Below are 17,314 nucleotides of genomic sequence, written 5' to 3'. Positions count from 1 at the left end.
TGATGGCAGCAAATATGAATAAATTGGCCAAAATGATGGCCAATTTAACTCATATTTTTGGTTGGATAGAAAAACTGAGCCGCATCTTCCAGAGAAAGTGGAAAATGCGGCTCAGTTTATTTATCGGCGGGACTTATGTCCCAGCCTCTTTGTGTTGTTTATCAATGATGGCAATCATTTTGGTTGTTCGAAGATGAAAAACTCACACAACATCGACCTTTTCTATTTCACAAAGTCCTCATCTATCATATAATAAAGGCAACTTGGTAATGATCGGAGTGATGAGCAAGATGGCCGAGGGGTATGAGTACCCATTAATTGATGGTTTGAATGTTGATGAAATTATTGACGTTGTTAATTTTTTTGAGACGATTGAACAGGCATATGAAGAAACGGCAGGAATTAAACGAGCAGATTTTATCAAAACTTATCGGAAATTCCAGGAGGTGGTCCCCGCAAAGATGGAACAGAAGCAATTGGAAACCGAATTTGCCCATCGTTCAGGATATGATTCCTATGAAGTCATCAAACTTTCTAAGGATGAGCAACTGGCTAATTTGACGGTACGTGAGGCATAGGATGGAAATTAACGAACTCAAACAAATTGATAAAACGGTTAAGGGATGGCTGCACGAATCACGTGATAACGTTTTGAGAAAAATCGACACTCGCTTAAAAGTCGATACGAAGACGAGTCGACGTGATTTAGTCACTAACATTGATAAGCAAAATGAGAAGTTTTTGGTTGGCAAAATCCGCGAATTTGATCCACAAGCCCAGATTCTAGGCGAGGAAGGATTTGGCGACCAAGTCCATTCGACTGAAGGTCGAATTTGGATTGTCGATCCGATCGACGGTACAATGAATTTTGTGAAGCAGCGGAATCATTTTGCCATCATGATTGCGCTTTATGAAGATGGTAAGGGTGTTCTGGGCTACGTGATGGACGTTATTGGCAAGCATCTGTTGTCTGGCGGCCCGGACATCGGCGTCTTTGATAACGGACACCCGCTGCCACCGGTCAAGGACACGCCGCTTCGAGAGGGCTTAATTGGCCTGAGTGGTCCAATGGTTTTACACAATGATTATAATATGGTCGACATCGCCCAACAGTCTTTGGGGATGCGCATTTACGGTAGTGCTGGGATTGATATCATTTCCGTTCTTCGTGGTGAATTAGTTGGTTATATTTCTTACCTTAAGCCATGGGATTTTGGGGCAGGCAGAATTTTGTGTGAAACTGCTGGACTTAAGATGACAACTATTGACGGACAGCGATTAGATGTGTTATCATCAACACCAGTATTGTTAGCAACACGAAATGCACATCAAGACATTCTTACAATTGTAAGTGAATGATCGGACTGTGACGGTTGTCACAGTTTTTTTATGCGAATAATGAATAATGATGATGTACAATATTCGGTTTGATTTAAATGAAGGGAAGCAAACGACTTGGATACTAAATTAAAAACACGCGACGACATTCGTAACATTGCTATTATTGCCCACGTTGACCACGGTAAGACAACGCTGGTTAACGAAATGTTGAAGCAATCAGATACGCTTGATCAACACGTACAAATTGAGGATCGGGCTCTTGACTCGAATGCGATCGAACGTGAACGGGGAATTACCATTCTGTCGAAGAACACTGCCGTTCGATATGGCGACAAACAGATTAACATCTTGGATACGCCAGGACATGCGGACTTCGGTGGCGAAGTTGAGCGAATCATGCGAATGGTTGATGGCTGTTTACTTGTCGTTGATGCTTTCGAAGGCACAATGCCTCAGACTCGTTTCGTTTTGAAGAAGGCTCTTGAACAACACTTGACACCAATCGTTGTGATTAACAAGGTTGACCGTGAAGGTGCCCGTCCACAAGAAGTTGTGGATGAAGTTCTTGACTTGTTCATCGAACTTGGTGCCGATGAAGAACAACTCGATTTTCCAGTTGTCTATGCGTCAGCTATGAACGGAACTTCAAGCTATGATCCTGATATTAGTAAGCAGGAACATACCATGAAGCCGATCTTTGACACCATTGTGAAAGACATTCCAGCGCCAATCGACAATTCAGACGAACCCCTCCAATTCCAAGTTGCCATGCTTGATTACAATGACTTCGTTGGTCGAATCGGGATTGGCCGAATCTTCCGTGGGACAATCAAAGTTGGTGACAGTGTGACTGTTATGAAGCTTGATGGTTCTAAGCAGAACTTCCGAGTTACCAAATTAATGGGATTCTTCGGTTTGAAGAAGGAAGACATCCAATCAGCCAAGGCTGGTGATTTAATTGCGGTCTCAGGGATGGAAGACATCAACGTTGGTGAAACGGTGGTTGATCCTAAAGACCCAGAGCCACTTCCAATTCTTCGAATCGATGCACCAACACTGCAAATGACTTTTGGAACTAATACATCACCATTTGCCGGCCAAGACGGTAAATTTGTGACGGCTCGTCAACTTGGTGATCGTTTAAAGCGTGAACTTCACACCGATGTTTCACTGCGTGTTGAAGATACCGACCAACCAGGTTCATGGATTGTTTCCGGACGTGGTGAGTTGCATTTGTCAATTTTGGTTGAAACTCTTCGTCGTGAAGGCTTTGAACTCCAAGCTTCACGTCCAGAAGTTATTTATCGAGAAATTGACGGCACCATGTGTGAACCATTTGAATCCGTTCAAATCGATACACCAGATGAGTATACCGGTTCGATTATTGATACCCTTTCACAACGCAAGGGAACCATGCAGAACATGGAAACGACCGACAATGGCCAGACTCGTTTGACTTTCTTGGCGCCATCACGTGGATTAATTGGTTATTCAACTGAATTTCTTTCATTAACCCGTGGATACGGTATCTTAAACCATACCTTCGAGAAATACATGCCAGTTATCAAGGGCTGGAACCCTGGTCGTACCAAGGGTACTTTGGTTTCAATGAACGCCGGTAAAGCAACGACCTATGCAATGATGGGGATTGAAAGCCGTGGAACATTGTTAATCGACCCAGGTACAGAAGTTTACGAGGGAATGATCGTTGGTGAAAATAACCGGGAGAACGATATCACGGTTAACATCACCAAAGGTAAGAACCTGACCAACGTTCGTGCAGCCGGTTCCGATGATATGGCTCGAATTAAGACACCAACTCATCTTTCACTTGAGGAATCGCTTGAATTCTTGAATGAAGACGAATTGTGTGAGGTAACGCCTCACTTCGTCCGTTTGAGAAAGAAAATTTTGAACTCAAACACCCGTGAAAAAGAAGCTAAAAAGAAGCGTCATAACTAAAACAGCGTCTAACCAGAAGGCCCCGTCAATCCAATCGGATCGGCGGGGCCTTTTTTTGTTTTGCTTTCAATAGTGTCTGGCTAAACATGTTAAATTCCCCTAAACCTGATCGGTAATCTCTGAATCCCGCTTTTTAATTATGATATAATATAGCTCGATACACCTACATATAATTTGAAAAGTGGAGTTGGACCAATGGGGAAAGCACGTTTAAAAAATCTCGACTATGTTATTTTTATTCCGTATATTGTCATGTCGATTATCGGTGTGGTGATGGTGTATTCTGCTAGTGCAAATATTTCAATGCAGAACGGGGGAAGTCCACTTAGTTATCTGGTTAAACAGTTAATCTTCGTAATCTTAAGTGTGATTATTGTTGGTGTTATGACTGCAATGAACATTAAGTATTTAAGAAAGCCTAAGTTTTTGAAGTTTCTTCTCTATGCATTTATCGCCGTTCTAATTGGGCTCCTCTTAGTCGGTAAAACGATTAATGGTGCTGCCGGTTGGATCCATTTAGGACCGGTGAATATTCAGCCGGCCGAATTTGGAAAATTCTTTTTGATCATTTGGCTCGCTGACGCAATTGACAAGGGTCAACCCGAAATTACCTTGTCATTTCGCAGCTGGTGGGATCAAATGAAATGGCCATTGTTTTTTACCGCGGTGTTGATTGGTTTAATTCTCAAGCAACCCGATTCGGGTGGGGCCGCAATTAATTTAGCGATTGCGTTTATTTTATTTAACTGCAGCGGTTTTTCTTGGAAGCGAGCCCTGACTATCGTTTATGGGTGTGCGGCTGCAGCTGTCCTGGCATTTCAATTTATTCTGGTTCCCATGGCTAAGTCAGACACGTTTTCCCATTCTTACCAGCTGCAACGGATTGTGGCTTTTACTAATCCGTTTGGGCATGCACAAGGGACTGGTCAACAAGTGGTTAACTCGTATTACGCAATTAGCAATGGTGGCCTTTTTGGCGTCGGCTTGGGTAATAGTGTCCAGAAAACCGGCTATCTGCCCGAACCAAACACCGATTTTATCATGTCAATTTTGACTGAGGAATTGGGGGCCATCGTCGCTGTGTTGGTCATGGCGTTATTAACGATTATTATTCTGCGGACCATTCAAATCGGTGTTCGCAGTAACGATACTTACCAAAGCTTGGTTTGCTATGGCGTTGCGACATATATGAGCATTCAGACTTTCTTCAATATGGGTGGCGTTTTGGGCGTGTTACCAATCACTGGCGTCACATTTCCGTTCATCAGTTACGGTGGCTCCAGTATCCTGACGCTTTCATTTTGCTTGGGACTGGTGTTAAACATCAGTAGTCGTGAGCGTTTGGAACGCCGAGCGCTCAAAGCAGCCAGACAGTAAACTAAAGGAGATGAAATGATGGCGTTAGTTATTCAGCCCACAACTGGGTTAATTGTTTATTTACATTCGATCCGCCACGCTAGGAATCTCAAATCTTATGGCAGACTGTATTACGTTTCCAAAAGGATGCGCTATGGCTTAATTTACGTCAATCAAGCAGATGAGGAAGAGATTACCAAGAAATTAGCATCTCAAAGTTACGTTAAACAGGTTGTGCCATCACATCTGAACGAATTAGTTCAAGAAGTTGAAGGTAAAACCGAGTTGGATGATGATTCGGCTGATGAAGACTATTAAGTTGAGGTAAATGATGAGAATTGTATCAGGAAAATATGGCGGGATTCGCTTGAATCCAGTCAAAAGCGATCAAACTCGGCCAACCACTGATAAGGTCAAGGAATCTTTATTCAGTATGACCGGCCCATATTATCACGGTGGCCGTTTTTTGGACTTATTTGCCGGTTCTGGTGCTGTGGGAATTGAAGCGGTTTCCAGGGGCATGGACAGTGCGGTTCTTGTTGATCGACAGTACCAAGCCGTTAAAGCAATCAAAGAGAATATTGCCAAAATTCACGCCGAAGATCAGTTTACCGTGATTAAGGGAAATGCCGAGATGGTTTTGAAGCAGTTGGCTGCCAATGACGTTAAATTTGACCAAGTGTTCTTGGATCCGCCGTACAAGCTGCAGCAGATTGTGAAGGTCCTGGGAGATTTGTTAAGTCTTGGTCTGTTAAACGAAGGGGCAACTGTGATTTGTGAAACTGATAATCACACTGAATTGCCACTTGATCTTGATGGTTTCCATGCGGTCAAGCAAAAAAATTATGGACTCACAAACCTGACAATTTATAACTATCAAATGGAGAACAAACAATGACAAAAGCTTTATATGCAGGCAGCTTTGACCCCATCACTTTTGGGCATGTTGACGTGATTCAGCGGGCCAGCCGAATTTTTGGAAAGGTATACGTTGCCATCAGTATTAATACACACAAGCATCCTTTGTTCACGGATGATGAGCGGGCAGAATTTGCCAGACAGGCATTGCATCAGCTGGCAAATGTGGAGATTGTGGTATCGGAAGAACTGACTGTTCAACTGGCCCACCATTTGGATGCGACTGTGTTGGTGAGGGGCGTTCGCGGCGGCAGCGATTTGGATTCCGAAATGTCAATTGCGGGACTGAATGAAAAATTAGCAGGTGATATTCAGACCATTTTTATTCCAACCGCGGCTAACTATCGGGACCTCTCATCGAGCATGATTAAAGAAATTGCCAAGTTTCATGGTGATGTGTCAAAATTTGTTCCAGGACCGGTTGCACAAGCATTAAATGATAAGTATCGACAATAAAACAGATGTTTCAAGAGAGTGGTGAACGAATGAAAAAGTGGTTAAAAAAATATTTAATTTGGTTTGCCATTTTACTTTTTGTGGCGGTTGGATTTTTGTGGCCGCTTCCCAAATATATTGAAGGACCTGGAGATGCCGCTAATTTAAGTAAAATTGTCAACATTCAGAATCATCCTGATAAGCGTCCGGGACAATTCATGTTGATGTCAGTTAGTATATCTCAGGCACGGCCGTTTACTTATCTTTATGCTAAGTTGAGCCCCTACTATTCGATTGAACCCGAAGAAGACGTTACGGGTGGCCAAGACATGAAAGAATATAGCAAGGTTCAGCAGATCTACATGGATGGGTCAATCAATAGCGCAATTTATACGGCTTATCGTCAAGCACACAAAGCCGTTAAGATCAAGTATCACGGCATTTATGTCATGAGCCTGATGAAGAATTCCAACTTTAAAAATCAACTGGCTGTCGGTGACGTAGTGATTGCACTCAATGGTCATCGTTTTAAGAGCTCGATTGGATTCATCAAATATGTAAGGCAACAAAAATACGGTCAAAAATTGACGGTGACTTATAAACGTCACGGGAAATTGCATCAAGCTGTTGCGCCCCTAGGAATGATCGCAAAACATCGAGCGGGTATTGGGATAACCCTGACCGATGATGTTCAAGTGGAACCTAAAATTCCAATCAAAGTTCACCCCGGCCAAGTGGGCGGTCCGTCAGGCGGCCTCATGTTTGCATTACAGATTTACAGTCAACTAACCAACAAGGATCTCAGGCATGGGCAAAAAGTTGCCGGCACAGGGACAGTTGACGGTTTGGGCAATGTTGGTGAAATTGGCGGGATTGATAAAAAAGTCATTACCGCCAAGAAACATGGTGCCAAGATTTTCTTAGCTCCCTATGTCAAACCAACCAAAACGATTTTAAAGTACGAAGAAGATCATCAGACAAACTATCAATTAGCAAAAGCAACCGCAAAGAAATATGCACCGTCCATGAAAGTGATTCCGGTGAAGACCTTTAATCAGGCGGTTTCAGTGCTGGGGAAAAATTAATTGTTCGATTACAAAAGGGTTAGATAATCTAATCCTTTTTTTCGTATGTATTATATTAGAAGGGAGGTACAGTATGGATAGGATACGTGAGTTTATTAATGACTATCTTTATCAGATTTTAATTGGCTTAGTCAGTGTCATCGTTATTTTTATGTTTGTGATTGGTGGGATGTTCATTAGTCGAGGGGGTCAATCAGGTAGTCACGACGATCAGGCTGTCATCGAGAGTGCGGGGTCTACTTCAGAAATGGCGTCGACAGCTAGTTCGACCGTGCCAGATCAGCCTAAGCAGGTTGCTTCAGGTTCGAATCAACAGATGTATGTCGATGTCAAAGGGGCGGTAAAAAATCCCGGTGTTTATCAAGTGAGTGCCAATATGCGTGTCGTCGATGCCATTGAGTTGGCCGGTGGCTATAATCGGTCAGCGGACAAGAATAAAATTAATCTGGCACAGAAATTAACCGACCAACAGGTCATTTACGTTCCCATTCGGGGTGAAAAGGCAACCCCAGTGACGTCTACAATGAGTCCAGCAACATCCGAGACTCCAGCAGATGGGGCGGCTCAATCCGCCACGGCATCAGAAGAATCAACAGCCGGATCATCTGCACAGATTAATTTGAATACTGCTGATAAAACCAAACTCCAAGAGCTGACGGGAATTGGGGATAAAAAAGCCGATCAGATTATTGCGTACCGCCAGGCACACGGCCAGTTCAAAAATATTGAAGAGCTTAAAGAAGTCCCAGGATTTGGTGATAAAACGTTTGCAAACCTGAAGTCTTCAATTTGTGTCTAGCCCAAAAAGTCAATTTGAGATATGATTTACACCAGAGAAGGTGGAATGATAATGGATAAGCGAATTAAATGGGACCAATATTTTATGATGCAGGCAGTTTTACTGGCCTCAAGAAGTACTTGTGAACGGCTTTCTGTAGGTGCAGTGATTGTCAGGGACAAACGAATTATTGCTGGTGGCTATAACGGATCAGTTGCTGGGGACGATCATTGTATTGATGTCGGTTGTTACCTAGAAGATGGGCACTGTGTCAGAACCATCCATGCAGAAATGAATGCGATTCTTCAGTGTGCCAAGTTCGGTGAGAGTACCGATGACGCTGAAATTTACGTGACCGATTTTCCGTGTCTGCAGTGTACCAAGATGTTACTTCAGGCGGGGATTACCAAGATTAACTACCTGAGAAATTACCATAATAACGATTATGCCCAAAAGCTGATTAATTTGAAAAGCATTGAATTAAACAAAATTAAGTTGACTCAAGCCGATATGAATAGAGTGCCATTCGGGTCCTATCTGTCTGACTAACTATCAATAAGAATTGGCTTATTTTTCCTGCGGGTGTCATGCTTTTAATGAGTATGACCATGTATGGAAATCGTGTGATTGGTTTTATCCTACTGGGATTACTAGCTATCCGAATCTATTGTCTTCGAAATGTGATGGTGATCAGCAGCTGTATTTTTGCCGGAATTGTTTTCGCCGGGGTCGGCTTATTGACTAACCAGCAGAGGGCCTCGGCAACGGGGACAAAATCCTATTTAGTCAAAATTTACCCCGATACGGCAAAGGTCAATGGTGCAAATTTAAGCTTTATTGCTCATCCTGAGGGCGTTAAAGAAAAGATGGTGTTCTATGCCAGACTGAAAAGCAACGGTCAGAAACGCCGCCTAACCGCTGGTACTAAGCCTGTGGTTCTTAAGGTTGCCGGTAAATCTGCGCCGTTTTTACCCGCGACCAATGTCAATCAATTTGATATGGCCAAATACTACCATCATCAGAAAATTCAGAACTGTTTTCTAGTCGAAAGCTTCGTTGTTCAAGAAACTGCAACGAAGCTTTCGATTATTGACTGGATTCATGTATTCCGCTCACAATTTAATCAGTACTGCAATCATCTGCCAAAAACACTGGGAATTTACGCCACCGGACTAATTAGTGGGTATCGACCAGTTAATTTTTTTGACGAAATGACTGGTGTCAAAAAGCTGGGGTTGTTGCATGTTTTTAGTATCTCTGGGATGCACGTTGCCTATTTCCTATCCATCGTCGACCAATTAATGGTCTGGTTGGGGTTGTCCAGGTTTAAGAAAGCAGTTATTTCAATTCTCTTTTTAGGCGGCTACTTTGTGTTTTCAGGCGCATCCCCGGGTTTGCTGAGGGCAGTTATAATGGCGGTCATTGGGATTGTCAATCGTGTATTTCACATCGATCTGTCACAGCTTGATATTTGGAGCGGGTCGTTGATGATCAACCTGATGATGTTACCCGAGGCGATGTTTCTCATGGGCGTTCAGCTGAGCTATGGTTTGTCATTAGGCCTAATTGCGTCTGAGCGGTTATCATATATTAAGCAAACGATTTTACTCAATTTTTTAACAGTGCCAATTTTATTGTTTCACCTTTATGAGTGGCATTTTCTGAGCGTTTTGATTAACTTAATTGTGCTGCCGCTCTTTGGAAGAGTCATTTTTCCATTGGTAATTGTTGGCGTTATCGGCGGGCTTGTTGCCGAAACGCTGATTATGCCCATTGATGGATTCTTGCACCTGTTTAATAATGGCTTAAATATGATTAGTCATTTTCCGGGAATGCTGGTTTTTGGGAAGCCAACTTTACCCGTTGTTCTGCTGATGCTGTCATTAACAATGCTTTTGGCAATTGCCGGTGGATCGTCTGCAAACAAAATTGCGGGAATACTGGGTGCCACTTATCTGGCAGTATTCTGTTGGATTCACTTCCCACTTAATGGCGAAGTCACAATGTTTGATATTGGGCAGGGCGATAGTTTTTTGATAAGAGAGCCGCTCAATCGTTCCGTGACCTTGATCGATACAGGTGGTAAGGTTCACTTTGGTATGAAGCCCTGGCAGCGAGGGGAGGTCAGCTATCAAGCTAAACGATTGTCAATTAACTATTTAAAAAGTATTGGGATTTCTAAAATTGATAACTTGTGTGTTAGTCACCAGGACACTGATCATTGTGGTGATTTACCTGCCTTTATTGAAGAAATGCAAATTAGCCGGATTATTATTCCCCTGGGGATGGATCAAAATCCAAGCTTTATGAAACGGATTGCCAACCGTGATCGATTAACTAAGTTGCTATGTGTCAATGATGAGATGCGGGTGGCAAATCTGCCGGCACAAATTTACCATCCATATCTGGCCGGGAAAGGTGAGAACCATGACTCAATGGTCATTGGTACTCAAAAGGGCGGTTTGCGATGGTTGTTTACTGGGGACTTGGATCGTCCTGGTGAGTTGGATACAATATCCAGGCATAGTGGCTTGGTAGCAGATGTGCTTAAAGTCGGTCATCATGGGAGTAAGACCTCATCTGATCCGCAATTTATTTCTGCGGTCAAGCCGAGGATTGCTTTGATCTCTGCGGGTCGAAATAACCACTATGGTCATCCAAATGACGAAACACTTGTGACACTTAAACAGCATAACGTTAAAGTATTTAATACCCAAAAACACGGTATGGTAAGATATATTTATCGAAATAATACCGGTCACTTTGAAACGGTATTGAACAGGCATGAAGGGAACTTATAATGAACTATTCTCAATTAATTCAACAGTTAAGCGACAAGGTAATCAAGCCAGTCTATCTAATTTTGGGTGATCAGGATTATCTTTCCAGCCAAATTAAAGCGGCGTTTGTCAAGATGATTCCTGACAGTGAGCGCTCAATGAATATTGGCAGCTATGATATGGAGGACACCACTATTTCTGCAGCAGTTGAGGATGCAATTTTGGTGCCATTCTTTGGCGAACGCCGATTGGTGATGATTAATCGACCATATTTTCTCACGGGAATGCGCACCAAATCTAAGTTGGACCAAGATCTTGATGATTTTTTGGAATACTTGAAGCATCCTGAACAGTCAACGGTCATGGTCATTTTTGCGCCCTACGATAAGCTGGATTCTCGAAAGAAGATCACAAAGGCCCTCAAAAAAGTTGCCGTAACCATTGAAATTGGTAATCTTCGTGAAAACGAGATTAAACAATTAGTGACCGACAAAGTTACTGGAACTGGGTTCAAAATTAATCGTGATGCGCTGGATCGAATGGTTGAACTCACTGGCGGTAAGTTGACAACGATGATGAGCGATCTACCTAAACTAATTTTGTACAATAACGATACTAAAGTGATTGATTTGGATTCCGTTAATGGTCTGGTCAGTAAGTCAATGGAGCAAAACGTCTTTGATTTGGTGAATAGTGTCTTGCAAAAGAACCCAAAGCAGTCGATGGACATTTATCATCAGTTACTGCTCGAAAATGACGAGCCCATTCGAATCAATGCCGTTTTAATCCAGCAGTTTAGATTATTGCTGCAGGTTATGATTCTACAGAAGCATGGGTACTCGCAAGGAAATTTAGCGTCAACTCTGAAGGTGCATCCTTATCGGGTTAAGTTAGCCATGCAGACTATCAAAAAGTTTAGCTATAATCAGCTGCGAGAGGCATACATTGGTTTGGTTGATACTGAACGTCAGATGAAGTCGACTCGGCGTTCACCTGAATTATTATTTGAACTATTTGTCTTGAAATTTATGAAAAATGTCAGTTAAATGAAAAAATAGGCGTAAGCAAAGTCAAATTATGACCTTGTTTACGCCTATTTTTGAGGATAAAAAAAGTTGTTAGCGTCACTAACAACTAGGGGGAAACTATTTTGCTAACTTTGAAGTTAAACGTGACTTGTCACGAGCAGCCTTGTTAGCTTTAATTAAGCCCTTTGATTTTGCGCGATCAATTGCGCTGATTGCGTTAATATATAAATCTTTAACGTCGTCAGAACCGGTAACTTGTGCCTTTTGGAACTTCTTAACGGCAGTCCGGTATGCACTTAATTGTGCAGCATTTCTACGTTGTGCTTTTTCGTTAGTTTTAACACGTTCGATAGCAGATTTGATAATTGGCATTTGACTCACCTCCGAGTATTATTCTAAGTAAAAATTATTAAATTTCAACAAGCATCATTATACAAAAACCAACGACTGATTGCAAGCCAAACTGTCAACGAATATCGGCAGTAAGCTTGTATTTGACGGCGAAATCCGTTATACTGGTTTTTGTGTGTTGTACAAGACCTTCGACTTAGTTTGTCGGGTACCACTTCCGCATACTCAGTTGTTGGCGTCAAAAAATAAAAAGGTGGTTATATCATGGCAATTACACAGACTAAAAAGAACGAAATTATCAACAAATTTGCTCGTCACGAAGGCGATACCGGATCAGCAGAGGTTCAAATCGCTGTCTTGACTGCAGATATCAACGAACTTAACGATCATATGCGTACTCATCGTAAAGATTATCATTCACAACGTGGACTTATGAAAAAGATTGGTCACCGTCGTAACTTGTTAGCATACTTGCGTGACAAGGATGTCACTCGTTATCGTCAATTGATCAAGGACCTTGGTCTTCGTCGTTAATATGAATATCACTAAGAGCGGATTGTATCCGCTCTTTTTTAATACATAAGTATTTTAAGAAACAACAATGTTTTTTGAAAAATTCGGTTTCAACAAAAAATATGTTAAACTAAAAGAAGCTGAAAACGAACGTAAAAAAGAACATATCAATTTTTGAGGTGAATCATGAAAAACGAAATCAAAGTAATGGCGATTGGTGGTGCCCGCGAAAATGGCAAAAACATGTACGCGGTTGATATCAATGGCGGTATTTATATTTTAGATTGTGGCTTAAAGTATCCTGAAAATGAACTGTTGGGGATTGATGTTGTCATTCCTGACTTTAGCTGGCTTGAGGAGAACAAGGATCGAATTGTCGGTGTTTTCTTGACCCATGGTCACGCGGACTCGATCGGTGCGATTTCTTATTTCCTAAGTAAGTTTGATGTCCCAGTCTTTGGATCAGAGATGACAATCGAGCTTGCCAAGATTAACGTCTCTGACTCTGAAGAAGTTAAACACTTTGATGACTTCCACGTTGTCAGTGAACGCAGTGAAATTGATTTTGAAGACATTAAAGTGACCTTTTTCAAAACGACCCATTCGATTCCCGGTTCACTGGGGATCGCACTGCACACGTCAGATGGGATCATTGTATACACTGGTGATTTCAAATTTGATCAAACAGCCGCTCCGATTTATCAAACAAATTATTCGGCATTGACCCAACTTGGCGATGAGGGGGTTTTGGCATTGCTTGACGATTCAAGCAACGCTGAGAATCCTAATCCCAGTGCGTCTGAAAAGAAGATTGCTGAATATATTTATGATACCTTTAATTATCAAAACAGCCGGATTATTGTTGCCGGAGTTGCTTCCAACATCTTAAGAATGCAGCAGGTTTTCAATGCGGCCGCTAGAACCGGTCGGAGGGTTTACCTAACCGGACATGATTTGGAACGGATTGTTAAGACCGCCATGGGGCTAAATACACTTAAACTCCCTGAAGATGATCTTTTAATTGGCTCACTGGACGAACTGAAAAAGATGGCTCCCGACAAGGTGGTCATTATCCAAACCGGTAAAATGGGTGAACCGATCAAAGCAATTCAACGGATGGCCAACAAAGAACAGAGTGATATTAATATTGAACCCGGCGATTTGGTGTTTATTACGACAACCCCCTCAACGGCTATGGAAACGACGGTTGCTAAAACCCGCGACATGGTCTATCGCGCTGATGGTGAAGTCAAGATGATTTCTGATGAGATGAATTCCTCAGGGGATGCCAGCCAAGCTGATCTGCAGTTATTAATGAACCTTCTGCGTCCTAAATACGTTATTCCAGTTCAAGGGGAATACCGATTGCTGGAAGCAAATGCTCAATTGGCAAAGGAAATTGGTTATACTGATGATCAAATCGTCATTCCCGCCAAGGGTGATGTGATCTCGATTTCAGAAGATGACATTCATCTGGGCAAGGGAGTTGATCTAGCTGACACCATGATCGACGGTATTGGAATTGGTGATATTGGAAACATTGTCCTGCGTGATCGAAAAGTGCTTTCTGAAGATGGGATTTTTGTCGCTGTCGTCACGATTGACCGCAAAAAGAAACGGATCGTTTCCACGCCTAAGTTAACATCCAGAGGATTTGTATACGTTAAAGCCAACAAGGATTTGATGAAGGATGCTGCTGGGATTATCGAAAAAACGGTTACCAATAATCTTGAGCACAAAGAGTTCGATTGGAGTAACCTCAAGCAGGATGTTCGTGAGGATCTCAGCGATTACCTGTATAAGCAGACCAAACGGCGACCGGTTATTTTACCAGTTATTATGGAAGTTAACCAACACCATAAGCGTTCAAAAAAGAAACAAAAGGCAGCTGAAAAGGACTAACCATCAAGCGAGTAATTCATTTTTTGAATTGCTCGTTTTCTATCCCTGGGTGATATGGAGGAAAAGATGATTGAGATAACCAAAAATGATCAAATCATTCTAAGAAGTGCTGAGGAAGATTTACAGGATGGCCGTTATCATCAAGTTGTGAACAAGGCTGAGCACTTGTTGGAAAAATACCCGCAATCGCTGAAACTGAACGATTTGTATGCCAATGCGCTGTATCATTTGAAACAATATACCGAGGCCAGCCAAATTGTTAGTGATTTTGCTGAAGACTTCGTTGCCGACCCAAAGTATCAGGAAGATGCAATTGCCATCTTTCTGGCAAATAATCTGTTTATGTCAGCTCGAGAAGTACTTGCTCAGGCACCGGCTTTCAAGAAAGCTGAGTGGCAGCAAAGCGTGATGACTGCTGAACAGGAATATCGTGAGCAGCAGTCAACGGCGCTGACAGCAAAGTCACGTGAATTTGCCTATCTTGGGGCACTTTCAGTTCCTGAACAGGTTCATGAAATTAAAGCGGCTCGTCAATTACCATTAAGTGAGTACCTGTCAGCTGCTAAGAGGCTCCTTAATGATCCATTTGGATGGCAGGTTTCGAAAACACAGGTCTTGTTACAATTAATGAGGGTAAAGGTTTCTGAAAACGTTGATTTGAACTGGTTGGATGGACGGACTTATACCATAAGTCTGGACGAATTGAAACCATTGGAGAAAATCGACCCTTTTGTGGATGTGCTGCAGATCGTTGAACAACAATTTGCTGTGAAGGATCCGATCAAATTATCCTTACTGGAAAAGGAGCTATTCACTCAGAGTAATTATATTTATCCTTATTTTACTGAAGTGATGACTGACCCCGTTTTCTGGGCACAAGCAATTATTGCCCAATCCTTTGGAGAGCCGTTGTCTGCTAAGACTCAAGCCCAAGAAAAGATGCTGTCATGGATTAGTCAGATTCACGATCAGGAAATTAAAATTGGTCTCATATAACTAAATTATTTTCGGAAAATAAAGGGAATCTGTTTACAAACATTACCAGTATCGATATAATACTTAAGGATTCTTCGAAAATTGACTACTTTGTCTTTTCCAGAAGATGTAGTATAATAACACTTAGAAATGCATTGATGCGAAATTGATGTAATTCTTGAAAACAACAGGAGGTTTCATTAATGGCAAAAGAACATTATGAAAGAACAAAACCCCATGTAAACATTGGTACTATTGGCCATATTGATCATGGGAAAACGACTTTGACTGCTGCAATCACTAAGGTATTGGCTGCAAAGGGTCTCGCTAAGGCTGAAGACTATGCTGATATTGATGCAGCTCCAGAGGAACGTGAACGTGGTATAACTATCAACACTGCTCACGTGGAATACGAAACTGAAAAGCGTCACTATGCCCATATCGATGCCCCAGGACATGCTGATTACATTAAGAACATGATCACTGGTGCCGCTCAAATGGATGGTGCTATTTTGGTTGTTGCCGCAACTGATGGCCCAATGCCACAAACTCGTGAACATATCTTGCTTGCTCACCAAGTTGGTGTTGATTACATCGTTGTCTTCTTAAACAAGACTGATTTAGTTGATGATGACGAATTAGTTGACTTGGTTGAGATGGAAGTTCGTGAATTACTTTCTGAATACGATTATCCTGGTGATGATATTCCTGTTCTCCGTGGTTCAGCTCTTAAAGCACTTGAGGGCGACAAGGAACAAGAACAAGTTATCCTTGACTTAATGGATGTTGTTGATGAATACATTCCAACTCCAGAACGTGATGACAGCAAACCATTCTTGATGCCAGTTGAAGATGTCTTCACTATCACCGGTCGTGGTACTGTTGCATCTGGCCGTATCGATCGTGGTACTGTTAAAGTTGGTGACGAAGTTGAAATCGTTGGTTTGAATGACGAACCATTGAAGTCAACTGTTACCGGTTTGGAAATGTTCCGTAAGACTCTTGATCAAGGTCAAGCCGGAGATAACGTTGGTGTTCTTCTTCGTGGTATCGACCGTGACCAAGTTGTCCGTGGCCAAGTTCTTGCTGCTCCTGGTTCAATCCAGACCCACAAGAAGTTCGAAGGTCAAGTTTATATCTTGACTAAAGAAGAAGGTGGCCGTCATACGCCATTCTTCTCAAACTATCGTCCACAATTCTACTTCCATACTACCGATGTTACCGGTGTTATTGAATTGGAAAAGGGTGTCGAAATGGTTATGCCTGGTGATAACGTTACATTCCAAGTTGAATTAACTAAGCCAGTTGCCATTGAAAAGGGTACTAAGTTTACCATCCGTGAAGGTGGCCATACTGTTGGTGCCGGTGTTGTTAGTGATGTTAACGACTAGTTTTTATCATTAAGCACACACTGAAGCTGTGAGGATAAGTCCTCACAGCTTTTTTATGTGGAAGTTTGTCAAATGGTGTTGAAGGATAGTTTCTATCCTTTGGAGATCTCCTCGTGTGGGAGATCTTTTTTGTTGTTTTATTAGTTGCGGCGTTTAATCTGGTGTGTTGTCTGAATATCGTACTTGAAGGCATAACAAATAAGCCTACCATCGTGACGTTATTGTGGTAGATAATCTAGGCAATCAGCTGGTAGACGCGTGTGAACATATTGGCCTGATTGGAGAAGCCATAACAAGCACGTTTGAGCTCCTTGATCTTACGGTTGATGCCCTCTATCGGTCCGTTAGAGTAGGACGATTTGGCGGCGTTAATTACTCCATTAAGATTCTTTCGTAGGGTATGCATGGCCGTATCTAGGGGCGTGCCGTTAGGCTGATAGTTAGTGATGATATTCTTGAGTTCATCAGCGTGACGCCCCATCAAAGCATCGTGGAGATC

At 42.2% G+C, this 17,314-nt stretch carries 19 protein-coding genes; 17 read left to right on the top strand and 2 right to left on the bottom strand.

The features are described 5' to 3' along the window. From LPKJCM_RS13590 to holA, 13 genes are all read left to right on the top strand, one after another. The coding region (locus LPKJCM_RS13590) for a hypothetical protein (protein ID WP_087069619.1) at positions 1-197 on the top strand (197 nt) is incomplete at its 5' end. Positions 198-269: 72 nt separating this feature from the next. Continuing rightward, the gene (locus LPKJCM_RS09320) at positions 270-578 is read left to right on the top strand and encodes a UPF0223 family protein (protein WP_225364168.1); all 309 of its coding nucleotides are present in this window, start codon (positions 270-272) and stop codon (positions 576-578) included. Position 579: 1 nt separating this feature from the next. After that, positions 580-1,359 carry an inositol monophosphatase family protein gene (locus tag LPKJCM_RS09315; RefSeq protein WP_057962178.1) on the top strand — a complete coding sequence of 260 codons (780 nt, stop codon included), beginning with the start codon at positions 580-582 and terminating at the stop codon, positions 1,357-1,359. A gap of 96 nt (positions 1,360-1,455) precedes the next feature. Next, positions 1,456-3,303 (top strand): translational GTPase TypA, encoded by a 1,848-nt coding sequence (gene typA, locus LPKJCM_RS09310; RefSeq protein WP_057962177.1) that lies wholly within the window; start codon positions 1,456-1,458, stop codon positions 3,301-3,303. A gap of 195 nt (positions 3,304-3,498) precedes the next feature. Further along, complete coding sequence (locus LPKJCM_RS09305; protein ID WP_057962176.1) at positions 3,499-4,680, top strand: FtsW/RodA/SpoVE family cell cycle protein; 1,182 nt, start codon at positions 3,499-3,501, stop codon at positions 4,678-4,680. An 18-nt stretch (positions 4,681-4,698) separates the two neighbouring features. After that, positions 4,699-4,977 carry a YlbG family protein gene (locus tag LPKJCM_RS09300; protein WP_057962175.1) on the top strand — a complete coding sequence of 93 codons (279 nt, stop codon included), beginning with the start codon at positions 4,699-4,701 and terminating at the stop codon, positions 4,975-4,977. A 13-nt stretch (positions 4,978-4,990) separates the two neighbouring features. After that, on the top strand, positions 4,991-5,557 hold the full coding sequence (gene rsmD / locus LPKJCM_RS09295; RefSeq protein WP_057962174.1) for a 16S rRNA (guanine(966)-N(2))-methyltransferase RsmD: 567 nt from the start codon (positions 4,991-4,993) through the stop codon (positions 5,555-5,557). Further along, the gene (coaD, locus tag LPKJCM_RS09290; RefSeq protein ID WP_057962173.1) at positions 5,554-6,033 is read left to right on the top strand and encodes a pantetheine-phosphate adenylyltransferase; all 480 of its coding nucleotides are present in this window, start codon (positions 5,554-5,556) and stop codon (positions 6,031-6,033) included. Before rsmD ends, coaD begins: the two co-directional genes overlap by 4 nt. A 29-nt stretch (positions 6,034-6,062) precedes the next feature. Next, positions 6,063-7,097 carry a SepM family pheromone-processing serine protease gene (locus LPKJCM_RS09285; protein WP_057962172.1) on the top strand — a complete coding sequence of 345 codons (1,035 nt, stop codon included), beginning with the start codon at positions 6,063-6,065 and terminating at the stop codon, positions 7,095-7,097. 73 nt (positions 7,098-7,170) lie between these two features. Next, complete coding sequence (locus LPKJCM_RS09280) at positions 7,171-7,896, top strand: helix-hairpin-helix domain-containing protein (protein ID WP_057962171.1); 726 nt, start codon at positions 7,171-7,173, stop codon at positions 7,894-7,896. A gap of 51 nt (positions 7,897-7,947) precedes the next feature. Beyond that, the gene (locus tag LPKJCM_RS09275) at positions 7,948-8,424 is read left to right on the top strand and encodes a ComE operon protein 2 (RefSeq protein WP_057962170.1); all 477 of its coding nucleotides are present in this window, start codon (positions 7,948-7,950) and stop codon (positions 8,422-8,424) included. Between the two features lie 59 nt (positions 8,425-8,483). Beyond that, a complete protein-coding gene (locus tag LPKJCM_RS09270) occupies positions 8,484-10,676 on the top strand; it encodes a DNA internalization-related competence protein ComEC/Rec2 (RefSeq protein ID WP_057962169.1) in 2,193 nt (730 codons plus the stop codon). Next, a complete protein-coding gene (holA, locus tag LPKJCM_RS09265; protein WP_057962168.1) occupies positions 10,676-11,701 on the top strand; it encodes a DNA polymerase III subunit delta in 1,026 nt (341 codons plus the stop codon). The genes LPKJCM_RS09270 and holA overlap by 1 nt, the downstream gene beginning before the upstream one ends. A gap of 99 nt (positions 11,702-11,800) precedes the next feature. Here the strand turns inward: holA and rpsT are convergent, their stop codons facing one another. Continuing rightward, the gene (gene rpsT, locus LPKJCM_RS09260; RefSeq protein ID WP_057962167.1) at positions 11,801-12,055 is read right to left on the bottom strand and encodes a 30S ribosomal protein S20; all 255 of its coding nucleotides are present in this window, start codon (positions 12,053-12,055) and stop codon (positions 11,801-11,803) included. A 243-nt stretch (positions 12,056-12,298) separates the two neighbouring features. Here rpsT and rpsO point away from each other — a divergent pair, with 243 nt between their 5' ends. From rpsO to tuf, 4 genes are all read left to right on the top strand, one after another. After that, the gene (rpsO, locus tag LPKJCM_RS09255) at positions 12,299-12,568 is read left to right on the top strand and encodes a 30S ribosomal protein S15 (protein ID WP_057962166.1); all 270 of its coding nucleotides are present in this window, start codon (positions 12,299-12,301) and stop codon (positions 12,566-12,568) included. Positions 12,569-12,733: 165 nt separating this feature from the next. Then, positions 12,734-14,449 carry a ribonuclease J gene (locus tag LPKJCM_RS09250; RefSeq protein WP_057962165.1) on the top strand — a complete coding sequence of 572 codons (1,716 nt, stop codon included), beginning with the start codon at positions 12,734-12,736 and terminating at the stop codon, positions 14,447-14,449. 66 nt (positions 14,450-14,515) lie between these two features. After that, positions 14,516-15,445: a tetratricopeptide repeat protein gene (locus tag LPKJCM_RS09245; RefSeq protein ID WP_057962164.1), complete on the top strand. Its 930-nt coding sequence runs from the start codon at positions 14,516-14,518 to the stop codon at positions 15,443-15,445. Between the two features lie 182 nt (positions 15,446-15,627). Next, entirely contained in the window at positions 15,628-16,815 is a 1,188-nt protein-coding gene (tuf, locus tag LPKJCM_RS09240) for an elongation factor Tu (RefSeq protein WP_087069617.1), read from the top strand. A 235-nt stretch (positions 16,816-17,050) separates the two neighbouring features. Here tuf and LPKJCM_RS09230 read toward each other — a convergent pair. Then, a partial coding sequence (locus tag LPKJCM_RS09230) for a transposase (protein ID WP_165758591.1) occupies positions 17,051-17,314 on the bottom strand: 264 nt, incomplete at its 5' end.

The sequence above is a fragment of the Lentilactobacillus parakefiri genome (assembly GCF_002157585.1).
GTDB classification, from domain to species: Bacteria; Bacillota; Bacilli; order Lactobacillales; family Lactobacillaceae; genus Lentilactobacillus; species Lentilactobacillus parakefiri.
The sequence above is the reverse complement of the archived record's forward strand: the minus strand, read 5'-3'. Positions and strand labels throughout refer to the sequence as shown.